Source organism: Burkholderia sp. COPS, from assembly GCF_019425585.1.
Taxonomy (GTDB): Bacteria; Pseudomonadota; Gammaproteobacteria; order Burkholderiales; family Burkholderiaceae; genus Burkholderia; species Burkholderia cepacia.
The window spans coordinates 285,819-311,922 of record NZ_WIXR01000019.1 but is presented as its reverse complement, the minus strand read 5'-3'; the positions used below and the strand labels follow the sequence as shown (position 1 = coordinate 311,922).

Genomic DNA, 26,104 nt, shown 5'->3' with positions numbered 1-26,104 from the left:
CTGCCATGTTAGGCGAGGCGCTTCGACTAGTCCGTGTGTACCACGACCTTTCGCAATCTCAACTGTGCACGGAGCTCGGCGTATCCAATTCATACGTCTCAGAAATCGAATCAGGCAAGAAGCAGCCTACTTTGGAGCTGCTACAGAAATACTCGGCGGAGTTCGGCATCCCCGTTTCATCGTTAATGTTTTTTGCGGAAAATCTAGACGATCCGAAACCGACGGACAAGCTACGCAAGATGGCTGCTAGCCAAGTGATTTCGTTGCTTCAATGGGTGGAGAATAAGAATGCCCGTAAACGCATCGGCGAAGCTTCTAGCAAGAAGAAATCATAGTGAGCGCTATGACATTGATCAAAGCCACCTGTTTCGCGTCGGGTCGCCTGCGCGCCTCTCGAAAGTCTTGGGTGTCAGCTTAGACAAGCTCCTGGAACTGTCTCGACGCACTGACAATTACAAGCTCTTCCAGAAAGAAGATGTCGACCCATTTGCACGACATCATCGGAGACGACGAGACATTCAGGAGCCCAAGACGGCGCTGAAGAAAGTCCACGAGAGAGTCGCCAAGTTGCTCAAATTTGTTCGCGTACCCGCATATCTTCATTCGGCAGTAAAGGGGGTTTCGTATCGAACAAATGCGCTCGAGCATGCGGAGCGCGGCGTATCTATCCTTACGATGGATATCGCGGATTTTTACCCTTCGACACGTGAATCTCGAGTGTTCGATTTCTTCCGCAATGACTTGAAGTGCGCACCAGACGTTTCAAGGCTCATGGCGAAATTGCTGACGTGGCGCGGCGTGCTAGCGACGGGTAGCCCTGCAAGTTCTCTCTTGTCTTTCCATTGCAACCGGCCAATGTTCGATGAGATGGCTGCGGTAGCAGCGAAGCACAAGTTCACGTTCACGTGTTACGTCGACGACGTTACGTTTTCGGGTGTGAACGTTCGACGTGGTTTTGCAAGCGAGATTGCGCGCATTGCTCGTCGACACGGTCATCGCATCAAGGAGCACAAGACTCGCTTCTATTGCGGAGGCCAGGCAGGAATCGTCACTGGCGTGGTAGTTGAAGATGGCTCAGTCAGCGTTCCCCACGAGCGACGCCTCAAGGGACGGCGCATCGAGACAGCCATAGACGGCGCGACAGATCTTGTCGAACGCATCGCGCTTACCGAAAAACTGATGGGCCTTGCTGGCGAGGCGGCGTACCTAGATAAAACGTTTCGTCCTTGGGTGGACTCGATCAGAGGAAAGCTTAAGATATTGCGTCGCTCCTACGCGCCAAGGCGATAACGGATTTGCTCTTGCCTACGCGTGGCGCTGCCCCCAAAAAGCTTGCTGACCCGCTCATCAATGGGACCATGCGGGCGCAAGAAAGTCCGTCAGACTGTCCGTTTAATGTGTGATTCGAGCCGGTCGCACGATATTCCCGATGGGCCGCTCCGGGTCGATGACGGCCCTTGAAGAGGTGGCGGCGATGTCACTCAGATGTGATCTGATGCTGACCTAGAGTTCGGGTCTTGGCTTGCGCAAGTGAACTTGCGGCGCCGGTTACTATGGCCGGTATTGGGAGGAGGCGCGAGATCCGATTCCGGGCATGCTTCTGCCCAGGCTTCAATCTCGCGCGTCAGCCATGCCACCCGGCGGTCGGAAAGAAGGCGCGGCTTCGGAAATTTTCTTTCGCGTACCAGTTTCTGGACGGTCGCTTCCGATAGACGACTGACCGCGCCCGCATCGCCGGCCAGCAGTGTGAGCGCGACTACGACGCACTGACGATTGCGCACTGATCGTCGATCGTATGTAGCGGTTCTAGGTCAGAGCCTCCGACCGTTAGATCTTGGGGTTTAGCACTTCAATCATTCGAATCACGTCTCGAAGTGCCCCCCACTGTTCCGGTATGTTTCCCCACCACCGCAGTCGCGTCATGTTGAATCCGGCGGTCAAGTCTAGCTCGTAAGTAACGCCGTCGCATCCTATGGCGAACGGCGGGAGCGGTGGTAGTCGAAGCTCTTGGATCCGGTCATAGATATCGTCTGCCGCTTGTACAGGCACATGGAGCGGCTGAGGTGTAGTCGCGTTACGAGGGGTGTCCCTGTTCGATTCCTTCCAGAATGGCGGAGATACATCGAAATCGAGTCCCAAGCCGCCTTCTTGGAAGAAGAGCTCTGCCTCCGCCCCGACTTTTTTCGTGCGCCGAAGGAAGTAGGAGTACGAGCTCTCGAAAGAGGGAATGACAGAGTAGCTGATCGTCCAGATCATATGATCGTTTCACTTCGGTTGAGAGGTGGGGCGGACGATAGCAGAATGCATGAAAGACCTATCTCGAAATTTGAGAGCGGTTGATTTGAGCCCATGCTCGAACTAGCGTCGCTGATGCAGCGTGACCAATCACATCATACCGGCGCGTCCCTTTTCCTTCCTGAGAAGATGGCGCAGCTCCTGAAATTTTCCAGTTTCGCCGCTCAGTTCACCGCGGTCGGGGATGTTCTTGTCGACGTAGTCGAACCACTCCTGAACCCTGTCCAGCGATTTTCGAAGAGCAAGTATGTCGAGGATGAGCCAGCGCACCTGAAGGTCGGTGTACTCGCGCCATAGTGCTCGCAACTCGGCGCAGCGCGCGTTTCCTTCCCGTCAACGGCCCCGGCGTGAGCAGCCACGCGGCTCGACTCGATGACACGCATATTTTTTTATCCCCGAGCTCCATTTGCATCCAGCATTCCAGGAGCAGCTTGCGGACTTGTTTGTTGCTGCCGCGACCGGCGATCCAGAGATTCATAACGGAAAGACGCGAATTCGAGTGATTGCTGAGACTCATAGCTCTAGCTTGATTAATAGGCTTGGGGAGCTGATTGCAGAAAAAAAGGTCTCGCGAGATGATGTGCAGGTTGTTATGTTCGATCAAAAATCCGTTGATGGCGAAATGGAAATACGGATTTCTGAATTTGATGGGGACGGTGTTTTGACGAATTGGCCGTACGGCTTCTTTTCGACGGGGCGTACGGAATGATTATATTTTTGGATGACGAATTTGAAGAGATAGATTTCTCTGTTAACAAAGCGGCACTTGTTGGCTTGGAAACCATCGCCCTGTCAGTGAGGCGGGGTGAGCATTACGTGCTTGCTAAACGATCGGTGATTTTCAGGCTTTGTGATGATGCAAGCTTGAGTGAGCATGCGCGTGGCGTATTTCAGTCTTTGAGGGGTGAGTATGCTTTTATCGCTGAAAGGTTGAAGTCGTTCAGATTTAGAGTGACCGTTTCCGTTGCGGGCGAATTAACGCGTGTATCGAAAATGCGCTGGATTATCCCTGTGACTCTAATTGCAAACAAGGGGTTGTCGGAAAGTATTTTGTTGGCGGAAAATTCCGACGATGCGGATATGTACACTCACGCCGCTCGGCACTACCAGGTGCACGAGAAAATATCCGGAATTCAGATCAAGATTACACCCAGAAACGGGAATGGCGCGGGAATATACAAGGAGCTTGGGCGAGTAGTCGAGCAGGAGAGGGAATTTTGCCTATGCGTGACAGATAGCGATCGCCTTTACCCTGGTGCGAACTTGGGGGAAAATGGATCTAAGTGCGAAAAGACATTGGCAGATGCGAAGTGGGTTGCTTACCATTGCGCGCCAGTGGGCAGGGAGATTGAGAACGTCATTCTATTTAAGCTGATTATCGAGGCTGCCGAAAAGAACAATGCGAAGCATTGCGATGCCTGGTTGGACGGAATGAAATTAATTGGGGATGAGCCGTCGTTGTACGCTGATCTTAAATATGGCACCAGTTTAAGAAATGTTTTTTCTCACGCTGAAAAGAGTCGGGCTAGATTTTACTGGAATAAGGTAATAGATAAACTTCCGACGATTAGGCAATCGAAGTGTAATGGTGAAGGGGAATGTTCGGCCGCGAAAGAAGAGAAGTGTCAGTGTAGCGTGGTTCCCGCGCTGGGCGAGAATATTGCGAACCATGTTCGAAAGGTTTTGGGGGACGACGGACCCCATGCAACATATAAGCGAGCGAAGTCATCGACAAACTTTGATGACTGGCTCAGGCTGGGGCAAGATGTTTTCGAAATCGCGGCCGCACCGAAACCGATGCGGTTGTAGATCGATAAGACCCATCATCCGACTGCCACTGCTACGAGCCAGCGGATCTAACGCCACTGTTCAGAACACATAGGTAAGTGCTTGATTCTTATGGCGGCAAGATGCACACTCTGGCGGGTAATTTCTGCCGAAATGTGCGTCCAACCAATTGAAATCTCAAGAAAAACTGCCGAATCGTCCCGCCTATTTGATTGAAACGTGTTCTGCCCGTTGAGATCGGCGTAAGTTTTGGCGTAGGTATGCTGTTTTGTCCCTGACCGATAAGATGTCAGCATTACTTCGAAGAAAACGAGTAATCCCCACGGGTGCTGCCGGCGCCCGTTTCTCGTCATCAGTTCCCGTGATCGTCGCCGGCGGACGCGACGATCGCGATTCCCCCTTCGTCCGCGCTGCCTTCGGGTCGGTGACGACCCTCCTGTCACGCCGCCTGAACGATCCTGTTCCCCATGTCCACACCGTCGAAAATCGAAACCGCGCGTCTGACGCTGCGTCGCTGGCAGCCGGTGGATGCGGGCGCGCTGTCGGCGCTGCATGCGGATCCGGACGTGACCGCGTGGCTCGCGCGCGGCCCGATGTCCGTTGACGAGGCGAGCGACGTCATCGCGCGCTTCAACGCGCATTTCGATGCGTACGGTTTCGGCCCGTGGGCGGTCGAGCGCCGCGCCGACGGGATGTTGATCGGGGTGTGCGGCCTGTCGCACGAGGTGCGCGCAACGCACCCGATGGCGCCGTGCGTCGAGATCATGTGGCGGCAGGCTCGCCACGCATGGGGGCATGGCTACGTCGCCGAAGCGGCTGCTGCCGCGTTGGCCGACGGGTTCGAGCGGATCGGGCTCGGCGAGATTCTCGCGTGGACCGCCGACACCAATCTACGATCGCAGCACGTGATGCAGCGGCTCGGCATGCAGCGTCAGCCCGCGCGCGATTTCGACCATCCCGCGTTGCCGGAAGGGCACGCGCTGCGTCGGCACGTCGTGTATGCCGCGCGCGCCGCCGGCCTGGCCGGCGCATAACGACTCACGCGGATTCGCCCGTCAGCGCCACGTACCGTTCTGCAGCACGATCCGGTAGCCGTCGGCGTCCTCGAAGGTCTGGCCGGATATTTCCCAGTACGGATTGAACGAGGTCACGGGCATGAAGCCGTGCGCCGTGGCGCGTGCGCAGGCGGCTTCCCATTCCGGCCGATCGGGCAGGTAGAACACGATCAGGTCTTCCGGCGTCGGCGACGGCGCGATCGGATGGTCGGGGCAGTGCGTGAATTCGAAGTGATAGTCGAGGCCCTCGCGTCCGAGCATCACGCCGGAAAAGCCGTCGTGATCCTCAAAGCGTGCGAGAACGGACAGGTCGAGAGCGTCGCGATACATGCGCTCGGTTCGGGCGAGGTTGCTGACCGGGCGGGCAATGCGCAGATGGGCGTGCAAGATGGCCTCGGGGGAGCGTGGCAGACCCGCCGATGATAATCGATCCGGTTCGTGGCGCGCCGGAATGCCCGGGCAGGCAATCGATGAAGGAGGGCGGTGGTATGGCCCCGCAATTCGAGCAGGCAAGAAAAAGCCCGCTACATTGAGCGGGCTGAATCCATGTTTGGAGACATGGAGGAGACAGACATGAATTTAAGGGAAAACCCGAGTCATGGCAAGCCCTAGTTGTATCAATACAACTTCATGTTGCGCTGCGTTCACATACCGCCGGCCCGCGCGTGCGCCGCAAACGCGCTGAATCGCTCCTGCGCGACCGGCAACGCGAACTTGTCGCGCATCTCGGTCTCGATCCATGCACAGGCCTCGCGTGCGCAGTCGGTCAGCGCGTGGCGTGTCGCATGCCCGTCGATGTCGTAGAGGAAGCGCACGCCGACCTCGTCGTCGGCGACTTGTCGCTCGAGCTGATTGAGCTGCAGTTGCGGCCCGTGCTGTTGCGACAGCGCGCGCAATTCGTCGAAGTGATATTCGAGCCAGTCGGCAAAGAACAGCGCGTCGCTGTGGCACGGCAGCCGGAAGGCCGCGCTGCGCGATGGACGCGGCCCGGCTTCACCGGCCGGTGCGTGCGGTTCGCCGTCGGTGGCGATGGACGTGTCGACAGGGGCGAGCGGGTGCTGAAGCCGGCGGTAGGGCTCGCGATCGCGCAGCGCATGCCACAGCAATTCGTCACCGGCGGCGCCGGACGGCTGCATCGTCAGGTCATGCCGGCCTTCGCCGGCCGGGGCGATGTCGCGGATCACGAGGCGCAGCGAGCAGAGCGGCTCGTCCGCGACCAGCAACGTCGCCGCACGCGGCAGCCCGCAGACCAGCGGCGCCGCGCCGGCGGCACGGAACACAAGGCCGCGACGGTCGAGCCGCACGAGCGGCAGCGGCCGTGGAAACGACGGGTAGGCGACCGTAATGCGGGCGCCGCCGGCGCTCGTCAACCCGGGCATCATCGCGCGAAAGACCTGAGACTGGTCCACGTTGATTCTCCTTCGTTACGATGCCGCCCGGCAGGAACGCGCGTTCCGGGTCAGGCGGCGATGGCTTGCCGGGCGGCCTGCCCCGGCTCGATTCCTAGTGCGGCAAACGTTTGCGGATCGATGTCGATCCAGCACGCGACCACCAGACGCCCATCCACCTGCTTCGGCGGGCCTGCGCGGTGCGCGTGTATGCCGATCCGGCGGAACAGCCGCTCCATGCTCGCGAACGTCACGCCGATCAGCTGCCGCGCGCCGAGCTGCGCCGCGCACTCGACGACGGCCGCGAGCATCGGGCGCACGGCCCATTCGGCATTGCCCGGCCCGCCTTCGTCGTCGGTCGCCGCGAACCGGGACAACTCCCAGACAGCGGCCGATTGCGGCAGCGGCATGTCTTCGGCGATCAGGTCGGCGAACAGCGACTTCAGCAGATACGGGCGCGTCGTCGGCAGCAGGCGCGCACATCCGCACATGTCGCCGCTGGCGTTTCGCGCAAACACGTAGACGGTATCGTCGCGATCGAACTGGTCGCGCTCGAAGCTTTCGTTCGCCGACGGGAGCGCCCAACCGAGCTGTTCGACGAACACACGGCGCCGATAGCGCCCTAGATCCGCTGCAAGTTCGTGTGGCAACCGCCCTTCCTCGTGAACGAAGGTCCGCATGGTGTCCTCGGATCTGTGCTTTTGTATGTGCGCATTACATCGCGCCGCACGAGGGGGCTGTAACTGGTAACTCTTACAGGGTGACGGTGGAATGATGCCGATCAGGACGTGGTAACGGTTTCTTGATCAACGGGATTGAAAACCGTGCCGCTTTTGCTTATAAAGAGCGCCAGCACTGCGTAAATTGTCAGAGGAATGCGGGGCCAGTTGTCACTGGAGCGTCGGACCGGCATGATAGGCGTCGTTGTGCCCGAGCAGGGCTGACGCGACCGCTGCGGGCCAGTCGATGCGCGCGAGCCGCGCGGCAAGCGCGGCGGCCGTGCGGAGCATGCCGATGTCGGCACCCGTAGCGTCGACGGCCATCACGTTGCTGCGGACGTCGCCGCCCGCGATCACGAACGTGCCCGTCGCGCGTTCGAGGTACCAGTCCCAGCCGACCGTCACGTAAGCGACGCCGGCGCTGGCCGGGCGATGCCATTCGGTATAACCGGCGAGGCGTGCGTCGATTGCGCTGTCGCGCAGTTCCGCATGCAGCGACGCGTCGAGGCCGCTTGCGACATGGTCGAGCGCAAGCACGGCCAGTGCGCTTTCTGACAGGCGTACGTAGCCGTCCGGGGACGGGCCGGGGACCGGGTGCAGCAAAGGTGAAGTCATGCGCGGAATGTATCAGCGTCGAACGGGTGCTGGAACCTGACAAGTATGACAGCGTGACGTTGTCGGAGAATGAATGGAACTGCGCTGGCAGGATGCCTATCAACAATTCAGTGCCGCGGAAGACGAGCAGCAGCTCTTCCAGCGGATCGCCGCCTATTCCAAACGGCTGGGATTCGAATACTGCTGTTATGGCATTCGCGTGCCGCTGCCGGTATCGAAGCCGTCGGTAGCCATCTTCGATACCTATCCCGACGGCTGGATGGCGCACTATCAGGCGCACAACTACATCGAGATCGATTCGACGGTTCGCGACGGCGCGCTCAGCACCAACATGATCGTCTGGCCGGACGTCGACCAGATCGCACCGTGCCCGCTGTGGCAGGACGCGCGTGATTTCGGGCTGTCGGTGGGCGTCGCGCAATCGAGCTGGGCGGCCCGCGGCGCGTTCGGCCTGCTGAGCATCGCACGCCATGCGGACCGCCTGACGCCGGCCGAAATCAACATGCTGACGCTCCAGACGAACTGGCTCGCGAACCTGTCGCATTCGCTGATGAGCCGCTTCATGGTGCCGAAGCTGTCGCCGGCGGCGGGCGTCACGCTGACCGCGCGCGAGCGCGAGGTGTTGTGCTGGACGGCCGAGGGCAAGACCGCGTGCGAAATCGGCCAGATCCTCAGCATCTCGGAGCGAACGGTCAACTTCCATGTCAACAACATCCTCGAGAAACTGGGTGCGACGAACAAGGTCCAGGCGGTCGTCAAGGCAATCTCGGCCGGGCTGATCGAGGCACCCTGACCTCAAACGAGGGCGACCGGCAGCGCGAAATGCCGCTGCCGCCAGGCCGCTCACTCCATCATCGGCTCCGCTTCCTTCGCGGTCCAGCTCACGCTGGAAATGCTCTTCTCCATGCTCATCCGGCTCGCGATCTGCTCGAGCTTCTGCTGATCCTTCGGATGCAGCTTCAGTGTCGCGGTCACCTTCAGCCGATCCGGCTGGTCGGGCACGTCCTCGCTCGTGAGGCTCTGGAACGACAGCGGCTTCGCGTACATCGAGTTCGACAGCAGCGTGCGGATGTGCACTTCGTCGGCGGTCAGGCAGATCACGGTGATCTGGTATTCGCGCACGAGATCGGCGTTCGACACCGGGGTTGCGTTGATCGCCTGGCTGACGCCGCGCAGCACCGTGTTGGTGAGGAGTACGACGCCCGTGCCGGCAAGCGCGGGCACGTAATGACCGGAGCCGGCCAGTACGCCGACGGCGGCCGAGCACCACAGGGTCGCGGCCGTGTTGATGCCCTGGATCGAGCCCTTGTCGCGCATGATCACGCCGCCGCCGAGAAAGCCGACGCCCGACACGACGTATGCGGCGATCTGCGTGACGCCCGCGACGCCGTTGCCGGTCAGCACGCCGAGCGTGACGAACAGGCACGCGCCGCTCGCGACGAGCGTGATCGTGCGCAGGCCGGCCGTGCGCTGGCGCATCTGGCGCTCGAGGCCGATGGCGACGCCGCAGGCGAACGCGGTGAAAAGGCGGAGTGCGAAATCGAAAGTCATGGTTGTCCTGCCGTGCAAGAAGCGCGTGCCGTCCCGTGCCGCTGCGGCGCAAGGCCGAAGGCGACACGACGATAGCCGTCATCGCGCGGTACTGTACCGCGCGAATGCGTCATTCAGTGTGAAACGGTAGGCGTGCGGCTCGCGGAACGCGAGCCGGGCAGGAGAACTGCGTCGGACAGGCGTTCAGGCGGCAAGCGGCGCACGCAACGGAGTGCTGCAACTGTCCACGATGGTTCCTGAAGGAAGAATCGCCGGCATTCTAGTGGGCGGCGCGCGCATGCGTCAACCGCCTCGCGGCGGTCGTGCTACTGCGCCGAGCCGATCGTCCCCGTTGCGAGCGCGAGCGCGGCGGCAGCGGACAGCGCACCGGCATAGCTGTCGACCTCCGCGTTGCGCGCGGCGAGCAACTGGCTTTGCGCGATCGTCGCATCGGTGACCGAACCGACGCCGCTCCGGTACGCGGTCAGCGCCGCGTCGTAGCTCGTCTGCGCGGCATCGACGAGCGCCTTCGCGGCGTCGTGCGACGCAAGGCTCGTCTGCACCGCGTTCTGCGCGGCGACGACCTGGCGGACGGCTTCCTCCTTCGTCCGCGTGAGTCGCGCGGACGCGCTTTCAGCGTCGTTGCGCGCCTGCATCAGCACGGCCGAGCGCATGCCGCCGTCGTACAGCGGGATCGTCACGCCGAGGAACACGCCGCCGCCGTAGCGGCTGCCGTTCAGGTTGACGGTCGGTGACTGGTCGCCGATCGCGGGCAGCGCGGAGATGGACGTGCCGCCGCTCGCATACGACGTCGACGCGGACAGGAAGATCTTCGGCATGAACGCGGCTTCCGCGGCCTTGATCTTCGCGCGATTGGCTTTTTCAAGCGCGAACGCGCCCTGCAGGTCGGGGCGGCGCGCAATTGCGTCCGACACGATCGCGTCGACCGACGAGCCGAGTCCGGGCGGCAGCGGCCGCTTCGGCAGCGCGGCGATGGTCGGCTTCGACAGCGGCGAGATGCCGAGCGCGGAGACGAGGGCGAGATAGCTGTCGCTCTCCGCGCCGTTCGCCTGCACGAGCGCGAGGTTGGCCTGCGCGCGGTTCTGCGTCGCCTGTGCGAGCTCGACGACCGTGCCGACGCCGTGCTTGAGCCGCGCGCGGGAGGCCGCGAGGATCGCGTCCGCGTTCGCGAGGCCCTGCTGCGCGCTGAGGGCGCGCGAGCGTGCGGCTTCGTAGCGGTAGTACGCGACGGTCACGTCGTGGATCACCTGCTGGTGCACGGCCGTGAACGCGACGTTCGACGCGATCGACGCCTGCTCGGCCGCCTCGACGCGCGCCGCGCGGCCGCCGAAATCGAACAGCAGCCATTGCAGCGACAGCGCCGAGATCGTGCCGTGAACGGTGGTGTCGCTCGACGAGTCGCCGAGGATCGTCGACGTCGAGCCGTGGTTTGCCTGGTATGCGCCCATGGCCGTCGCCGACAACCTCGGCAGGTAGGCGGCCTTGGCCAGGCCGACCGCGAGCGCCGCGTTGCGCGCGTCGTTCCAGGCGATGCGGGTCAGCGGGTTCGCCGATTCGGCGAGATCGATCAGTTCGGGCAGCGTGTACGCGTGCGCGGCATCGAGCGCAGCCGGCGGCGAGACGGACGCGAGCGCGGGCGACGCGGGCAGCGTGTAGTCGTGCGAACCTTGCGCGGACGCGCGCGGCGGGCCCGGCACGATGTCGCCGGCAGCCGACGTTTGCGGCTGCCATGGGCGGTCGGACGCCTCCGGCGCCAGATCGATCGACGACGTCGCGCAGCCGGCCAGCACGACGGCGGTCGCGAGGGCGGCGGCGGCGATCGAGGCGGCCGGCGGTTCAGGTAAGCGCATGGGGGGCAGGCTCCTTCGGTGTGGCTTGACGGGCGGCGTCGGCGATGTGTGCGAGCCGCGTGTCGATCAGGTTCAGCAGCGCGTCGCGCGCAGGGTCGGCAGGGGCGAGGCCCGGCGCGGTGGCCGGCGGCGCGGGCGAATCCGCATGACGCGCGGCTTCGTCGTCGCGCGGGTCGGTCACGCGCGCGAGCTGCGCGGCGATCGCCGCGTCGCCGGGCTTGCGTTCGGCGAGCAGGAACAGCGGGCCTTCGAGCGCGCCGAGTTCCGCGAGCGCGCGCCGCCGTGTGGCGAGCCACGTGGCGGCCGGACGCACCCACGACGGTTCGTAGTGAACCAGCCCGAGCGCCTGCGCGATCGCGCCGTGGCGGGCGAACGCGTCGGCCGCGAGCGCGCGCCGCTCGGCCGGCTGCGCGACCTGTGCGACGCGCCGCCACTGGTCCGTCAGCGCGGCGAGCCCGGCGTCGATCTGCTTGCCGATGCTGACGGGCCAGATGCGCGTGAACACGAGATACACGACGACGTTGCCTAGCAGGATGCCGATCGTGCGGTCGCGCGCGATCGTCAGGTCGAAACCGGGGCCCGCGCCCTGGATCACGCACAGGAAAAACGCGAACGCGATCTGGAAGCCCGCGTATGCGATGCGCGGCGAGCCGAATGCGACCCACGCGGCGAGCCAGCCGCCGGCGAACACCAGCGCCATCAGATGGCCGACCGACGACAGCGACGGCACGACGAACACGAGCGCGGCGGTGCCGAGCAGCGCGCCGACGATGCAGCCGAGAATCCGCAGCGTGAGCTTCTCGACCGTCTCGGCCGTCGAGCCGAGCGACACGATGTAGCAGGTGACGACGCACGTATGGATGCCCGACCAGTCGAGCTGCGAATACAGCAGGTAGCAGAAGATCGCCGCGGCGGTTGTCTTCAGTGCGTAGCGGATGTGGTCGGGATTGGTGCGCGCGTCGGGCAGGAAGAAGCTGTTGCGCGGTGCGGGCGGCGCGGCGGCAGGCGTTCCGGGCGCGGCCGCCGGCGTGTTGGCCGCAGCAGCCGGGGCATCCGTCGCCGCTTCGGCCGCTGCGACCGGTTCCGCGAAGCGCGTGATCGCCGCATGGATATCCGTGACGGCGACGCGCGCGAGCGGCGGCAATGTGTCGGCCGGCGGCAGCGTGAGCGTCACGTCGACGGGGTAGCCGCCCTGGTCGAGGATGTCGGCCATCTCGTCGAGCGTCGCGGCGATCGGGGTGGCGTATGAGTCGGGCAGCCGCGCGCCCGGTTCGCGATCGGCCAGCGCGACACCGACGAGCAGCGCGGTGCTCGATGCCACGGCCTGCCGCAACGCCGCGAAGTCGGCGGCGGACGACGAGCCTTCGAGCGTCGACAACTTGAGCCATGTGAGCAGCTGCTTGTCGCCTTCATGAAGGCCGGCATCGAATGCGTCGCGTGCCGCATCGTCGCCGCGCAGCCGTTGCGCGGCGAGCCGCAGGCGCTTCGCGAGCTGCGCGTGCGCGAGCTTGCGCGGCGACGGCGCGATCAGCAGGTTGACGACGATCGCGACACCGGCCGGGATCGCGATCGTCAGCCAGATGTACAGCAGCGCGCGCGTCGCGGCTTCGCCGAACGGCGCGAGGCCGAGCTGGTCGAGCCCGAAGCCGACGATCATCGCGAGGATCGCGCCCACCGGGCGCAGCTTGCTGGCGGAAGTCAGGTACAGGAGGGCGACCGACAGCACGGCCATGCACGCGACCCGCAGGATCGAATAGTCGATGCTGAAGATCGCGATGCCGAGCACGAGCCCGATCACGATCGTGACGATCAGCAGCAGCGCGGCCGCGAGCACGACGCTCGTCACGCGGTCGGCACGGATCATGAAGAACACGACGTACGCGGACAGGGCGGCTTCGGGCGTGCCGTATGCGGCCGTCACGAACGCGGTCAGCGCGCAGATCAGTGCGACCCGCGCGGCAATCGACGCGCGCCCCGGAAACGGTGCGAGCAGCCGCAGGACTTCGCGCGGGCCCGGCGAGCGAACCTCAGCGGCAGGCAGTGCCATGCCGGACCTCGACGATCGCGCTGGCGCCGACGCGCACGAGCGTGCCGTCGGGTTCGTCGAGCTTCACGCGCACCGGGAAGCGCTGCGCGACGTGCACCCAGTTCACCGAGTTCTGCACGATCGGCAGCGAGCGCGGCAGGTTGATGCGCGCGCTGTCGGCGATGCCCGCGCCGATGCCGACGACCTTGCCCGTCAGCGGGCGGCTGCGGTCGATCATCGAATAGACGGTCGCGCAGTCGCCGACCGCGATGCGGCTCAGCGCCGTCTCGCGGAAATTGCCGACCGCGAACCATTCGCGCGCGTCGATCAGCGTGAAGATCGACTGGTTCGGCGCGAGGGTTTCGCCGGCGAGAACGGTCAGGCCCGTCACGATCCCGTCGTGCGGCGCGCGCACGACGGTGTCTTCGAGCGCATGCTGCGCGCGCGCCAGCGCGGCCTCGCGCGCATGCAGCGTCGCGATCGCGTCGGCTTCGTCGCCGATCGTCTGCGCGGACGCGCGCTGCTGTTCCTGTGCCTGCGTGAGCGACACGGCCGCGTCGCGCTGGCGAACCTTCGCCTGGTCGAACTGCTGCGCGCTGACGTAGCCCTGCGCGGCGAGCGGTGCGAGCCGGTTCACGTCGCGCGTCGCGAGATCGTGGTTCTGCGTCGCGCGCTTGACCTGCTCGGCGGCCACGGCCGCGTTCGAGCGCTCGCCGATCAGCGAACGGCGGCGCGTGTCGAGCGACGCGCGCGCGAGCTCGAGGTCGGCCTGCGCCTGTGCAACCGTCAGCCGGTACGGCACGGGATCGATCACGTACAGCAGGTCGCCCTTCGCGACGCGCTGGTTTTCATGCACCGCGAGCTGCACGATGCGGCCGCCGACCGGCGACGCGACGTGCACGACGTCCGCGTCGATCGACGCGTCGTCGGTGGACGGGTAGGCGGTCGTGCGGAGGTACGCGTATGCGAGTGCGGCGATGCCGAGCGCGACGATCGCGAGGGCGATCACGCGGCCTTTGACGGAGGGGCGGGCGGTGCCGGCGGCCTTCATGCGAACGGCCCCGTGCCGGTGAGCCACACGATCACGGCGACCACGAGCCCGATCGCGGTGCAGACGGCAAGCTGGTAGGGCACCGTGGCGGCCCAGCCGGTCGCGACGAATACGCGGTGCGCGACGATCGCACCGATCACGCCGACGATCGCGCTGACGAGCCAAAGCGGGAAATATGCGCCGAACAGGACGTACGACGGTGCACCGCGCGATGCGCAACCCGCGAGCGGCAGGGCTGGCGCAAGGACGGCGGCGACGCGCAAGGGCGCGCGCGGCGTTGTTTTTCTCATGATGTGACGAGCTCGACGGTGGGGGTGGATGCCGGGCGCGGCGCAATGCGGATCGTCGCCGCGACGACGGTTCCGGGATACGGAGCCGATAATAAATCAGCGCGGTGCGGATCGCCAGCCATCCGTCCCGCGCAACATCGCGGCGCGTTGGCGGTTCAGGGAGGCCGGTCCGCACGGCCGGCATCGCGTTTTCGCAACCGGGGGCAGCGCAGACCGGGCCGTCGCGATTCTGCCAGTGCGGGCACGCGTAGGGTTGCTAACGAACTGTAAAGGATCGTCAGACGAACGGAGCGGGCTGAATTTGCGATGTCGGGAGAGCGGAATCGGTGCGCAATCAGCGCGGAAGCGGTCGATTGTCGTTTGAACGCATGGTAATCAGGCGGCCCGGCGGGCCGATGAGGGCGCGGTCGCGCGCCGTGCCGGACGGCATCGACGCCAAACCCGGCGACCGGTCGTCGCCGCCGCGATCTGTGTACCATCGTACGCATGGCGCGGCGCGCGGAACGAAGCCTCACGGCCTCGTGCAACGCGCGTCGCGGAAGCGTCAAGGCCGTATCGCAACGAAGGTGAACGTTCCATGCGAAGTTTTTTTGTCCGGTTCATTGCAATCGGCGTGTTGTTCCATCTGTACGTCGGGATGCGGATCATTCCCGATGCGTTCGCGTCGCCGGTCGTGCGCACGATCGCGGCGCTCGTGCTGGCGAGCTTCGTCGTGCTGATCCCGGTCGGCATGTTCTCGCGCCGCTTCGACGAAGGCTGGGCCGCGACACTGGCCGGCTGGGCCGGCTCGGTCGTGATGGGCTTCTTCTCGTCGCTGCTCCTGCTGACGTTACTCCGCGAATTCGTGCTGCTCGGCGTGTTTGCATGGCGGCATCTCGGGCACGACGGCGCGTGGCCAGGCGCGGCGACCGGCACGGCGCTCGGCGTGCTGGCCGGTGCGGTGTTCGTTACCGTGGTCGGGTTCGTCGGCGCGCGCCGCACGGCGGCGGTCAAGCGCGTGTCGATCCCCGTCGAGGGGCTGCCGGCGGGGCTCGACGGGCTGACGATCGTGCAACTGTCCGACATCCACGTCGGGCCGACGATCAAGCGGCCCTATGTCGAACGGATCGTGCGCGCGGTCAATGCGCTCGATGCCGACCTCGTCGTCGTGACGGGCGACGTGGTCGACGGCTCGGTCAAGCGCCTGCGCGAACACACGGCGCCGCTCGGCCGCATGCAGTCGCGGCACGGCAGCTTCCTGGTGACGGGCAACCACGAGTATTACGCGGGTGCGCACGCGTGGATCGACGAATTCCGGCGCATCGGGCTGACGGTGCTGCTCAACGAGCACGTGCTGATCGACCACGACGGCGCGCACGCGGTGCTCGCGGGCGTCACCGATTTCACGGCGGGCGGCTTCGATCCCGCCCATCGCAGCGATCCCGAGCAGGCGCTGGCAGGTGCGCCGCGCGAGGTGGCCACGAAGATCCTGCTCGCGCACCAGCCGCGCAGCGCGGAAGCGGCGAACCGCGCGGGGTTTACCGTGCAGTTGTCGGGGCACACGCACGGCGGCCAGTTCCTGCCGTGGCCGCCGTTCGTGAGGCTGCAGCAGCCGGTGATCGGCGGGCTGAGCCGCTTCGGCGATCTGTGGCTGTATACGAGCCGCGGCACCGGATACTGGGGGCCGCCGAACCGCTTCGGCGTGCCGTCCGAGATCACGCTGATCCGGCTGACGCGCGGCGGGTAGCGCACGGTTACCATTCGCGGGGCTGCCGCCCGCCCGTCGTCAGCGGGAGCCGGGCGGCAGCCTGCCTCGTCTGCGAATGACAGCGCATGGCGGCGTGCGATGCCGTTGGCTAGTATGCAGGCATGCACCGTTCGCTCCGCTCATCGCCCGTTCCTCCCGACATGTCGACGCCCGATCTCTTTGCCGACACGCCCGCTCCCGACGTGGACTGGTACCCGGACTGGCTGGCGCCGCCCGATGCCGATCGCGCGCTGGCCGCGCTGATCGACGAGGTCGCGTGGCGTCAGGACACGATCCGCACGCCGCGCGGACGCATTCCGTTGCCGCGGCTCACCGCGTGGCAGGGCGAGCCGGATGCCGTCTACGTGTATTCGGGGATCCGCAACGTGCCGGCGCCGTGGACGCAGGCCGTGCTCGACCTGAAGCGCGCGGTCGAGGTGACCTGCGGCGCGCGTTTCAACAGCGTGCTGCTCAATCGCTACCGCAACGGGCTCGACAGCCTCGGCTGGCACGCGGACAACGAGCCCGAGCTTGGCGATGCGCCGGTGATCGCGTCGGTGAGCCTCGGTGCGATGCGCGTGTTCGACCTGCGCCATCGCGCGACCGGTGTCACGCATGCGTATCGCCTCGTGCACGGCAGCCTGCTCGTGATGCGCGGACGCACGCAGGCCGAATGGCAGCATCGCGTGCCGAAGGCGCCGGGCGTGCAGGGCGAGCGCGTGAACCTGACGTTCCGGCGCGTGATGCCGGCGGGTACGGGCCGGTAACGATCCTCGTCGCCGAGGTGCCCGGATCGCCGGGCGATTCGCGCCCCGATTTTGCGAGCCACGGGCGACCGATGCAGGCAAGCGGTCGAGCATGCGGCACGTTGCCGCATGAGTACCGAACCGTGTGCGATCGATCGGCGCTGAGACCCGTCCCATATGGGTTACAGGTAGATTCGATCGACCGCCCGGTACCGATAGATGAGTGAAACCTCTGATGGTGCGTCGCAACAATCCTTGACTAGACTGTCGAATGGCAGAAGCGCGTCGTATCCCGGCGCGACCCTTTCGACATGCCCCGAGCGTCGCCGATGCGGCGCGCAAGGGGGCAGGAGTAAAACGCGTGACCGTAATCGACCCTTCCTTCGAACCCTCGCTGCACGTCTTTGAACAAGACGGCGGATGGCAATGGGCGCTGACGGTGAAGCGGGCGACCGGCGTTGGCGTGAAAGTCGTTGCGTTCAGCCGGGAAGGCTTTCGCGGCGAGGCCGAGGCTTATGCCGCCGGCCAGCTTGCCCGCGCCGCGTATGACGCCGCCGTGACCGCCTGACGCCGTCGCGTCGATCCCGCCCGAGGATCGCCTTCACCGCTCACCACCCGCTGCCGGGTGTTTCTTTCGATCGCTTCCCGTTTTCCATCCGTTTGCCCGCCCGCCGGGCCGCGTCGTGCCGTGCCCGTCGCGCGATAGCGGAGGCGGCGCGCCCGGGCGCCCGTCCGTCCGGGCTGCCCGCGCCAAATGGTCCGTACCATTCGACACGCGTGTGCCATACGCCGCGCTTAACGTCCCTGCACGGCGTCCGTCGCGCCGGCGATGCGGTTGTGAGCCGCGATCGGCATACCGGACGCCGGACGACGATCCATCGACAAGAATGCAGGTCATGTGCGACGACAGAACCGACTACAACCGCCATGCGCGCGGCGGATCGCGCACGGCGCGGGCGCCGCAACGGGGATTCACGCTGATCGAGGTGCTGATCGCGCTGGCGATCGTCGCGGTGGCGCTGGGTGCCGTAATGCGCGCGATCGGCGCGCTCGCGTCGGATACCGACATGGCGCGGATGCGCCTGCTCGCGTTATGGAGCGCCGACAACGCGCTCGGCGAGATCCGCATCGCCTCGACCTGGCCGTCCGTCGGCACGAACACGTTTGCATGCCCGCAGGGCCGCTACCGGTTCGTGTGCCGCCAGTCGGTGGCCGCGATGCCGAGCCCGCTCGTGCGGCGCGTGACCGTGAGCGTATATCCGTCCGCGTCGAGCCGCAACGTGCTCGCCGAGGTCGTCACGGTGATCCAGAATGAAGCGCGCCGCTAACCCGCGCGCGACGGCGCGTGCCCGAGGCTTCACGCTGATCGAGATGCTGGTCGCGATCACGCTGCTCGCCGTGATCGCGCTGCTGTCGTGGCGCGGCCTCGATGCGACGATCCGCGGCCGCGACGATATCGCGTCGAATCTGGCGCAAACGCGTCTGCTCGGCCGCTACTTCTCTCAACTGCAGTTCGACCTGACGAACCTCGTCACGCCCGACGAAGTGTTCGGGCCGCCGCTGCGCATTCGTCCGGGCGAACTCGTGATGGTGCGTCATCTCGGCGTCGGCGGCGGACCGACGCAGATGCAGGTCGTGCGCTACCAGCTCAACGGGCGCGAACTCGTGCGCAGCGCGTCGCAGCCGCTTGCGTCGCTTGCCGAAGTCGACGACGCGCTGCATCACATGGATGCGCTCGCGCGCGTCGTGGTCAGCAACGATGCGCGCTCGATGCAGGTATCCGTATGGATCCCGCCCGGCGGCTGGACGACGAGCCAGGCTGACATCGAACAGTCCTATGCGCAGTTTCTCGCGCAGCACGGCATCAGCAACTCGACGTCGATCGGCGTGCCGGTGCCGCGCGGGGTGCGCTTCTCGGTCACGATGGGCGCGCCGGCGGTCGAATACGTGCGGACGATCCCGATCGGACAGTAAGCGCGATGCCGTCCGGCGTACGCGGCGAGGCCCCGAAAGCCGTTCCGTCCCCCGGACAAAATGGTCCGTAACTTTCGTCATACGTCTGTTATTGGCCGTCCGTTAGTCTCGTGACGAGCATGACCGCCGCGACCGGTTCCATCGGCCGGTTCAGCGGCGGCGTCGGCAAACGGGAAGGGGGCGAACGTGACGGTCGAGCACCGGCATGATGCACACGCGGGCGCGTCGGGACACGACGCGCGCGGGCAATGGCAAGCGGCGGCGATTCTGGGCCGCGCACAGCAGTGGCATGGCGCCGGTCGCTTCGACGACGCGGCACGGGAATACCTCGCGGTGCTCGCGAAGGAGCCCGATCATCCGCAGGCGCTGCATCTGTACGGCGTGCTGCAATTCCAGCGCGGAGCGGCCGATCAGGCCGAAGCGCTGCTGCGCCAGTCGGTTGCGATCGCACCCGACGTGCGCGCATTGTCGGATCTCGGGGCGATCGTCGGCGAGCGCGGCCGCGTCGACGAAGCGCTCGGCCATTTCGCGAACGCGCTGCGCGCGGCGCCCGACGACGTGCAGACGCTCGTGCGCCACGGCAACACGTTGATCGGCCTGCGCCGCTACGACGACGCGCTTGCGTCGTTCGACCGTGCACTGGCGGTGTCGCCGCTCGTGCTCGACGCGCTCTGCAATCGCGGCGGCGCGCTGCGCGCGCTCGGCCGCCTCGACGACGCGCTCGACACCTACGACCGCGCGCTGATGGTCGATCCGCAATCGTTCGAATCGTGGTTCAACCGCGGCCTCGTGCTGCGCGCGTTGCGGCGCGCGGCCGATGCGCTGCATTGCTTCGATCGCGCGAACGCGATCCGCCCGGGCATCGTCGCGATCATGGCCGAGCGCGGCCGTACGCTTGCCGAGCTCGACCGCCTCAACGAAGCGCTTGCCGCCTTCAACGACGCACTCGCGGCCGATCCCGCGCGGCTCGACGCGCTCTGCGACAGCGCGGCCGTGCTCGAACGGCTCGGCCGTGCGGACGAGGCGCTCGCGCGTTGCGAACGTGTGCTGGCGCTCGATCCGGATCACGCTCGGGCGCTCGCGAGCCAGGGCAATGCGCTACTGCAACTCGGGCGCCACGACGATGCGCTCGACAGCCATGACCGGTCGCTCGTCATCGATCCGCGCTCGCCCGACACGCTGTGCAATCGCGGCACCGTGCTGCGTGACCTGCAGCGCTTCGATGCGGCGCTCGCGAGCTATGACGCCGCGCTGGCACTCGACGAGCGGTTTGCTGAAGCGTGGGCGAACCGCGGCACGGTGCTGAGTGACCTGCGTCGTTACGAAGAAGCGATCGCGTCGCTCGATCGGGCGCTCGAGCTGCGTCCCGATCTTGCGACGAACTGGCTGGCCCGCGGCAACGTGCTTGGCGAAACGGGGAAGGTCGAGGAAGCATTCACCGCCTACGATCGCGCGCTCGCGCTGCAACCCGACTTCGCCGCCGCACATTGCGCGCGGGCAGCGCTGCACCTGGCGGAAGGCGATTTCACGCGCGGCTGGCGTGGCTACGAATGGCGGTTACGCGATCCGCGGCTCGCGCGCCATGCACGGCCGTTCACGCAGCCCGTGTGGCGTGGCGACGAACCGCTCGATGGCAAGACGATCCTGATTCATGCGGAACCGGGCATCGACGACACGCTGCAGTTCTGCCGTTATGTCCCGCTCGTCGCGGCGCGCGGCGCACAAGTGGTGCTCGAGGTGCAGCCGTCGTTGCGCGTGCTGATGGCGTCGCTCACCGGTGCGGCCCGCGTGATTGCGCGTGGCGAGCCGCTGCCCGCCTTCGATTGCCATGTGCCGCTGCCGAGCCTGCCGCACGTGTTCCGCACAGAAGCGGACACCATTCCCAATACTGCCGCGTACCTGCACGCGGACCCGCAGCGAACGCGCCAGTGGGACACGCTGCTCGGCGAACGGCGCAGGCTGCGCGTCGGACTCACGTGGGCGAGCGAGTCGACACGACCCGATGACGCCGGCCGGTCGATCGATTTCGCGCAACTCGCGCCGCTGTTCGATCTGAACGTCGACTGGATCAGCCTGCAGCAACCGCTGCATGAGTGCGACGCCGCGCGGCTGGCGGATGCGCCGGTATCTCGCGTCGACGACGAACTCGGCGATTTCGCGGACAGGGCCGCGCTGATCGGCGCGCTGGATCTCGTGATCGCGGCCGATTCCGCGGTCGCGCATCTGGCGGGGGCGCTGGGCGCGCGCGTGTGGGTGCTGCTGCCCGACCCGCCGGCGTGGTGCTGGATGCGCCGGCGCGACGATAGCCCGTGGTATCCGTCCGCGCGGCTGTTTCGCCAGCCGGCACCCGGCAACTGGGCCGATGCGATCGACGCGGTGCGTGCCGCGCTCGAACCGATGACACGTTAGACACGACACGCGATACGCGATACGAACAGCGACCAGTGGGGGCCACACGATGACACCGAACGGGGAAGGGACGACACTTGCGAGCGCGCCGGTCGCGCCGGATCGCCGCCCGCCCGACACCATGCAGCTCGAACGGCTGCTCTTGCGCGCGCGCAAGGCGCATCATGAGGGCGCGCTGCAGCATGCGGAGCATGCCTATGCCGAGTTGCTGGCGCTCGATCCCGAGCATCCGGAGGCACTGCATCTGCTCGGCGCGGTACGGTTCCAGCAGGGGCGCCTCGACGATGCCGAGCCGCTGATGCGGCGCTCGGTCGAGCGCCAGCCGGTGCCGCTCGCGCTCGCGAACTACTCGGCGGTGCTGGCCGGGCTCGGGCGCGAGCACGATGCGCTCGCGCGGCTCGACGAGGCGCTCGCGATCAATCCCCTGCATCAGCGCGTGCTGTTTCAGCGGGCCGGGCTGCTTGCGCAACTCGCGCGATACGACGAAGCATGCGCGGTCTACGATCGCCTCCTCGAACTGACGCCCGGGTTCGCCGACGGTTACGTGAAGCGCAGCGACATGCTGCGCGCGCTCGGCCGCGCCGGCGATGCGCTCGCCGATTGCGATCGTGCGATCGCACTCGCGGGCCGCACGTTCGACGCGATGCGCGCGCGCGGGCTTGCGCTGCGTGATCTCGGCCGCTTCCGCGATGCAGCGGACAGCTATGGTCACGCGCTCGCGCTGCGGCCGGGTAGCGCCGATGCGCTGTTTCTGCGCGGCGTCGCGTATCTCGACCTGCACGACCCCGAACATGCGCTGGCGGATTTCAACGCGGCGATCGCGGCGAGCCCGACGTTCGTCGATGCGATTTTCAACAGCTCGGTCGCGCTCGAACAGCTCGGCCGACACGAAGAGGCGTTGATGCGTTGCGACCGTGCGCTTGCGATCGATCCGCGCCATGCGCGCTCGCTCGCCAATCGCGGCAATGCGGCGAGCCATCTGGGCCGCTTCGCGGATGCGGTCGACAGCTATGCGCGCGCGCTCGAAGTCGAGCCGGGCAGCACGGGCGTGCTGTGCAACTATGCAAGCGCGCTGATGCGGGTGGCGCGTCACGACGACGCACACGAGATGTGCGACCGCGCGCTGGCGCTCGACCCGCACTATGCGCCCGGATCGTTCACGCGTGCGCGTGTCCGACTCGAAACGCACCGCTACGACGACGCGCTCGACGATCTCGCCCGCGTGATCGCCGCGACGCCGCGCGACAAGCTCGCGCACTTCCATCGCGGCAGCGCGTTGCGCGCGCTGCGGCGGCACGAGGACGCACTGCACGCGTATGCGGAAGCGATCGACATCGACCCCGACTATGCGCTGGCGCACTGCATGCGCGCGTTCCTGTGCCTGTCGATCGGCGACTTCGAGGCCGGGTGGGCCGAATACGAATGGCGCTGGCGCGACAGCCAGCTCGACGGCAGCCGGCGCGATTTCGCGCAGCCGCGCTGGACGCACGGCATGCCGCTCGACGGGCAGACGATCCTGCTGTATCCGGAGCAGGGGCTCGGCGACACGTTGCAGTTCTGCCGCTATGTGCCGCTCGTGAAGGCGCTCGGCGCGCGCGTCGTGGTCGAGGCGCCGGTCGAGCTGAAGGCGCTGTTCGCGACGCTCGACGGCGTCGACGTGCTCGTCGCGCGCGGCGACCCGCTGCCGCCGTTCGACCTGCATTGCCCGCTGTTGAGCCTGCCGCTCGAATTCCGCACCGACCTGTCGTCGATTCCGGCGGGCGGGCCGTACCTGCGCGCCGATCCCGCACGAGTCGAGCACTGGCGCGCTCGGCTGGGGGAGAGCGACCGGCCGCGCATCGGCCTCGTGTGGTCCGGCAATCCGCTGCACCTGAACGACCGCAATCGCTCGATCACGCTCGCCGACCTGTTGCCGCTGCTCGATGAACGCTACGAATGGATCAGTTTGCAGAAGGTGATCCGCGACGAGGATCGTCCGGTGCTCGATGCGAGCCCGATCCGCTTCGTCGGCGACGAACTGACGGATTTCGCGGAAACGGCCGCGCTGACCGAGGCAATGGATGCGGTGATCAGCGTCGATACGTCGGTCGCGCACCTGGCGGGCGCGCTCGGCCGGCCGCTCGCGGTGATGCTGCCGCACACGCCCGACTTCCGCTGGCTGCTCGATCGCGACGACAGCCCGTGGTATCCGGGTGCGCGACTGTTTCGCCAGCCGGAAGGCGGACAGTGGGCGCCCGTCGTCGAGCGGCTGCGCGACGCGCTGCCGGCGCTGGTGGCGGGAGCGTCGCGATGAGCACGGCGCAGGCACCGGCGTTCGGCGCGGGTGCCGCGCCGCTGCGGGCCGCCGTCGACGATGCGCTGCGCAATGCGCGCGCACGACTCGAGCAACGCGACTACGCGAGCGCGAGACGGCTCTACGAGGGTGTGCTGGCGATGATGCCCGATCACGTCGAGGCGCTGCATCTGCTCGGGTTCGTGCATCTTCAGCTTGGCGACGCCGTGCGCGCGGAGCCGCTGATCGCGCGATCGATGCAGTCCGGGCTGAATCACCCGTGGAATTTCGTGAATCATGCGCAGGCGTTGAGCGGCACGGGCCGTCATCGTGAAGCGGTGAACGCGGCTGCGCAGGCGCTCGAGCGCGATCCCGGCCATGCGCAGGCCTACGCGGCGCGTGGCGACGCGCTGCATGCGCTCGGCCGGCACGGCGAAGCGGTCGGCGCCTACGATCTTGCGCTGACGCGCGAGCCGGGCCGCGCGGTGTCGTGGGTGCGGCGCGGCGAGGCATTGCGCGCGCTCGGCCGGCCCGCCGACGCGCTGATCAGCATCGAGCGCGCGCTGCGGATCGCGCCGGACGACCCGGCGGCGCTCGCCGAGCGCGGCCATGCGTTGCGTGCGCTCGGCCGCGGCAACGAGGCGCTGCATTGCTTTCGGCTTGCGATGGTGGTGCGCGGCAAGACGCCCGATCTCGTCTACGCGTGCGGCTATACGCTGATCGAACTGGGGCGTCCGGCCGAAGCGCTGGCGTGTCTCGACGAAGCGCTCGCGCGGATGCCGGACGACATGCAACTGCTGTTCGTGAGTTGTGTCGCGCTCGACTTGCTGCATCTGCGTGACGAATTGCTGAAGCGTAGCGACCGGCTGCTGGCGCGCGACCGCGACAACGTCGGCGCGTGGGTCGGCCGCGGCAACGCGCTGCTCGGGCTGCGGCGGCACGAGGAAGCCGCACACGCATATGGCGAAGCCCTCGCGCGCGCACCGGCGGATTTCGACGCGCTGCGCAACCGGGCCGGCGCGCTGCGGGCGCTCGGTGCGTTCGACGAAGCGCTCGCGCATTACGACCGTGCGCTCGAAGCATGCGGCCTGCACGCGGAAGTGCTGTGCAATCGCGCGATCGCGCTGCAACTGCTCGGCCGCTACGACGATGCGCTCGCGAGTTACGCGGCGGCCGTCAGCGCGCCGGGCCGGACGGCGCAGGAGATCTACGCGCGCGCGGTTGCACGGCAGCAACTCGGCGACCATGAAGCCGCGCTTGCCGATTTCGCGCTGGCGAGCCGGCGCGACCCGAATCACGGCGTCGCGCGCCGGTCGGAGGCGTTCTGCCGTCTGTTGACGGGCGACTTCGACGCCGGCTGGCAGCAGCATGAAGCGCGCTGGGATGCCGCCGACGTGACGCTGCATCGGCGTCACGCGGACCGCCCGCAATGGACTGGCGACGAACCGCTCGCCGGCCGCACGCTGCTGCTGCATGCGGAGCAGGGATTCGGCGACACGCTGCAGTTCTGCCGCTACGCGAGCCTCGCGCACGAGCGCGGCGCGACCGTGGTGGTCGACGCGCCGGCCGCGCTGGCCGACCTGCTCGGGACGCTGCGCGGCGTGAGCCGCGTCGTCGCCGACGGACAGCCTGCGCCGGCGTTCGATTTGCATTGCCCGCTGATGAGCCTGCCGTTCGCGTTCCGCACGACGCTCGACACGGTGCCGGCCGACGTGCCGTACCTGCATGCCGACCCGCAACGGCGCGCCGCATGGGTCGAACGGCTCGATGCGGCCGCTTCGCCGCGACGAATGCGCGTGGGGCTCGCGTGGTCGGGCAATCCGGCTCATGCGAACGACGAAAACCGGTCGATGACGTTCGCCGCGCTCGCGCCGCTCGTCGCGCTCGATGCGACGTTCGTGAGCCTGCAGGTCGGCGTGCGCCCGCGTGACGCCGAAGCTTTCGAGGCAAGCGGCGTGCTGTCGTTCGAGGCCGAGCTGAAGGATTTCGCGGAAACGGCCGCGCTCGTCGACACGCTCGATCTGGTGATCGCCGTCGATACGTCGGTCGTGCACCTGGCCGGTGCGCTCGGACGCCCCGTGTGGGTGATGCTGCCGCGCGTGCCGGACTGGCGCTGGCTGCTCGAACGCGACGACAGCCCGTGGTATCCGTCCGCGACGCTGTTCCGGCAGGGGCTGCCCGGCGACTGGCCGGCACTGGTCGAACGCGTGGCGCAGGCGCTCGCGGCCCGCATCCTTGCGCATCGCGACACCGCGTGACCGGCCCGGCCGACTGTGACAAAAGCTACGGACCTTTGGCAAGCGGCCCGAATGGTCCGTAACACCCGCCACGCGGCTGCCATCGGGCCTT

At 66.4% G+C, this 26,104-nt stretch carries 25 protein-coding genes; 14 read left to right on the top strand and 11 right to left on the bottom strand.

Annotation, left to right across the window (positions count from 1 at the left end; genetic code table 11):
* Positions 1 to 5: 5 nt before the first annotated feature.
* Both FOZ70_RS19800 and FOZ70_RS19795 read left to right on the top strand, forming a co-directional pair.
* On the top strand, positions 6 to 335 hold the full coding sequence (locus FOZ70_RS19800) for a helix-turn-helix transcriptional regulator (protein WP_151289739.1): 330 nt from the start codon (positions 6 to 8) through the stop codon (positions 333 to 335).
* Positions 289 to 1,290, top strand: coding sequence for a reverse transcriptase family protein (locus FOZ70_RS19795; protein WP_219706550.1), 1,002 nt, complete (start codon positions 289 to 291; stop codon positions 1,288 to 1,290). Before FOZ70_RS19800 ends, FOZ70_RS19795 begins: the two co-directional genes overlap by 47 nt.
* Positions 1,291 to 1,481: 191 nt before the next feature.
* Here FOZ70_RS19795 and FOZ70_RS19790 read toward each other — a convergent pair whose 3' ends face one another.
* Both FOZ70_RS19790 and FOZ70_RS19785 read right to left on the bottom strand, forming a co-directional pair.
* Positions 1,482 to 1,781, bottom strand: a complete 300-nt coding sequence (locus FOZ70_RS19790) for an AlpA family phage regulatory protein (protein WP_244113295.1) — start codon at positions 1,779 to 1,781, stop codon at positions 1,482 to 1,484.
* A gap of 604 nt (positions 1,782 to 2,385) precedes the next feature.
* Positions 2,386 to 2,565 carry a hypothetical protein gene (locus tag FOZ70_RS19785; protein WP_244113294.1) on the bottom strand — a complete coding sequence of 60 codons (180 nt, stop codon included), beginning with the start codon at positions 2,563 to 2,565 and terminating at the stop codon, positions 2,386 to 2,388.
* Between the two features lie 136 nt (positions 2,566 to 2,701).
* Between FOZ70_RS19785 and FOZ70_RS19780 the strand changes: the two genes are divergently transcribed.
* From FOZ70_RS19780 to FOZ70_RS19770, 3 genes are all read left to right on the top strand, one after another.
* The gene (locus FOZ70_RS19780) at positions 2,702 to 3,004 is read left to right on the top strand and encodes a hypothetical protein (RefSeq protein ID WP_219706549.1); all 303 of its coding nucleotides are present in this window, start codon (positions 2,702 to 2,704) and stop codon (positions 3,002 to 3,004) included.
* 8 nt (positions 3,005 to 3,012) lie between these two features.
* Positions 3,013 to 4,104 carry a hypothetical protein gene (locus FOZ70_RS19775; protein WP_219706548.1) on the top strand — a complete coding sequence of 364 codons (1,092 nt, stop codon included), beginning with the start codon at positions 3,013 to 3,015 and terminating at the stop codon, positions 4,102 to 4,104.
* 446 nt (positions 4,105 to 4,550) lie between these two features.
* On the top strand, positions 4,551 to 5,117 hold the full coding sequence (locus FOZ70_RS19770) for a GNAT family N-acetyltransferase (protein ID WP_059677437.1): 567 nt from the start codon (positions 4,551 to 4,553) through the stop codon (positions 5,115 to 5,117).
* A gap of 21 nt (positions 5,118 to 5,138) precedes the next feature.
* Here FOZ70_RS19770 and FOZ70_RS19765 read toward each other — a convergent pair whose 3' ends face one another.
* From FOZ70_RS19765 to FOZ70_RS19750, 4 genes are all read right to left on the bottom strand, one after another.
* Complete coding sequence (locus FOZ70_RS19765) at positions 5,139 to 5,525, bottom strand: VOC family protein (protein ID WP_048022665.1); 387 nt, start codon at positions 5,523 to 5,525, stop codon at positions 5,139 to 5,141.
* Between the two features lie 257 nt (positions 5,526 to 5,782).
* The gene (locus tag FOZ70_RS19760) at positions 5,783 to 6,547 is read right to left on the bottom strand and encodes a hypothetical protein (RefSeq protein WP_063778376.1); all 765 of its coding nucleotides are present in this window, start codon (positions 6,545 to 6,547) and stop codon (positions 5,783 to 5,785) included.
* Positions 6,548 to 6,597: 50 nt separating this feature from the next.
* Positions 6,598 to 7,206: an acyl-homoserine-lactone synthase gene (locus FOZ70_RS19755; protein ID WP_042976961.1), complete on the bottom strand. Its 609-nt coding sequence runs from the start codon at positions 7,204 to 7,206 to the stop codon at positions 6,598 to 6,600.
* A 210-nt stretch (positions 7,207 to 7,416) separates the two neighbouring features.
* Positions 7,417 to 7,860, bottom strand: coding sequence for a DUF4902 domain-containing protein (locus FOZ70_RS19750; RefSeq protein WP_219706547.1), 444 nt, complete (start codon positions 7,858 to 7,860; stop codon positions 7,417 to 7,419).
* A gap of 73 nt (positions 7,861 to 7,933) precedes the next feature.
* Between FOZ70_RS19750 and FOZ70_RS19745 the strand changes: the two genes are divergently transcribed.
* The gene (locus FOZ70_RS19745; RefSeq protein WP_021162347.1) at positions 7,934 to 8,653 is read left to right on the top strand and encodes an autoinducer binding domain-containing protein; all 720 of its coding nucleotides are present in this window, start codon (positions 7,934 to 7,936) and stop codon (positions 8,651 to 8,653) included.
* Positions 8,654 to 8,703: 50 nt separating this feature from the next.
* Here the strand turns inward: FOZ70_RS19745 and FOZ70_RS19740 are convergent, their stop codons facing one another.
* From FOZ70_RS19740 to FOZ70_RS19720, 5 genes are all read right to left on the bottom strand, one after another.
* Positions 8,704 to 9,411, bottom strand: coding sequence for an MgtC/SapB family protein (locus FOZ70_RS19740; protein ID WP_021162348.1), 708 nt, complete (start codon positions 9,409 to 9,411; stop codon positions 8,704 to 8,706).
* Between the two features lie 305 nt (positions 9,412 to 9,716).
* Complete coding sequence (locus tag FOZ70_RS19735; protein WP_219706546.1) at positions 9,717 to 11,261, bottom strand: TolC family protein; 1,545 nt, start codon at positions 11,259 to 11,261, stop codon at positions 9,717 to 9,719.
* Complete coding sequence (locus FOZ70_RS19730; RefSeq protein WP_219706545.1) at positions 11,248 to 13,308, bottom strand: FUSC family protein; 2,061 nt, start codon at positions 13,306 to 13,308, stop codon at positions 11,248 to 11,250. Before FOZ70_RS19730 ends, FOZ70_RS19735 begins: the two co-directional genes overlap by 14 nt.
* Complete coding sequence (gene mdtN / locus FOZ70_RS19725) at positions 13,289 to 14,338, bottom strand: multidrug transporter subunit MdtN (protein ID WP_219706544.1); 1,050 nt, start codon at positions 14,336 to 14,338, stop codon at positions 13,289 to 13,291. Before mdtN ends, FOZ70_RS19730 begins: the two co-directional genes overlap by 20 nt.
* On the bottom strand, positions 14,335 to 14,628 hold the full coding sequence (locus tag FOZ70_RS19720; RefSeq protein ID WP_011354664.1) for a hypothetical protein: 294 nt from the start codon (positions 14,626 to 14,628) through the stop codon (positions 14,335 to 14,337). The genes mdtN and FOZ70_RS19720 overlap by 4 nt, the downstream gene beginning before the upstream one ends.
* A gap of 577 nt (positions 14,629 to 15,205) precedes the next feature.
* On the opposite strand from FOZ70_RS19720, the gene FOZ70_RS19715 reads away from it, so the two are divergent.
* From FOZ70_RS19715 to FOZ70_RS19680, 8 genes are all read left to right on the top strand, one after another.
* On the top strand, positions 15,206 to 16,354 hold the full coding sequence (locus FOZ70_RS19715) for a metallophosphoesterase (RefSeq protein ID WP_059497047.1): 1,149 nt from the start codon (positions 15,206 to 15,208) through the stop codon (positions 16,352 to 16,354).
* A 161-nt stretch (positions 16,355 to 16,515) separates the two neighbouring features.
* Positions 16,516 to 17,121: an alpha-ketoglutarate-dependent dioxygenase AlkB gene (locus FOZ70_RS19710; protein WP_258025668.1), complete on the top strand. Its 606-nt coding sequence runs from the start codon at positions 16,516 to 16,518 to the stop codon at positions 17,119 to 17,121.
* A gap of 340 nt (positions 17,122 to 17,461) precedes the next feature.
* Positions 17,462 to 17,668: a hypothetical protein gene (locus FOZ70_RS19705; protein WP_021161906.1), complete on the top strand. Its 207-nt coding sequence runs from the start codon at positions 17,462 to 17,464 to the stop codon at positions 17,666 to 17,668.
* Positions 17,669 to 17,996: 328 nt separating this feature from the next.
* On the top strand, positions 17,997 to 18,428 hold the full coding sequence (gene gspI, locus FOZ70_RS19700; protein WP_042976664.1) for a type II secretion system minor pseudopilin GspI: 432 nt from the start codon (positions 17,997 to 17,999) through the stop codon (positions 18,426 to 18,428).
* Complete coding sequence (locus tag FOZ70_RS19695) at positions 18,412 to 19,074, top strand: prepilin-type N-terminal cleavage/methylation domain-containing protein (protein ID WP_060277811.1); 663 nt, start codon at positions 18,412 to 18,414, stop codon at positions 19,072 to 19,074. The genes gspI and FOZ70_RS19695 overlap by 17 nt, the downstream gene beginning before the upstream one ends.
* Positions 19,075 to 19,260: 186 nt before the next feature.
* Entirely contained in the window at positions 19,261 to 21,483 is a 2,223-nt protein-coding gene (locus tag FOZ70_RS19690; protein ID WP_219706542.1) for a tetratricopeptide repeat protein, read from the top strand.
* 49 nt (positions 21,484 to 21,532) lie between these two features.
* A complete protein-coding gene (locus tag FOZ70_RS19685) occupies positions 21,533 to 23,776 on the top strand; it encodes a tetratricopeptide repeat protein (RefSeq protein WP_219706541.1) in 2,244 nt (747 codons plus the stop codon).
* Entirely contained in the window at positions 23,773 to 26,013 is a 2,241-nt protein-coding gene (locus FOZ70_RS19680) for a tetratricopeptide repeat protein (RefSeq protein ID WP_219706540.1), read from the top strand. Before FOZ70_RS19685 ends, FOZ70_RS19680 begins: the two co-directional genes overlap by 4 nt.
* The last annotated feature ends 91 nt before the right edge of the window (positions 26,014 to 26,104 follow it).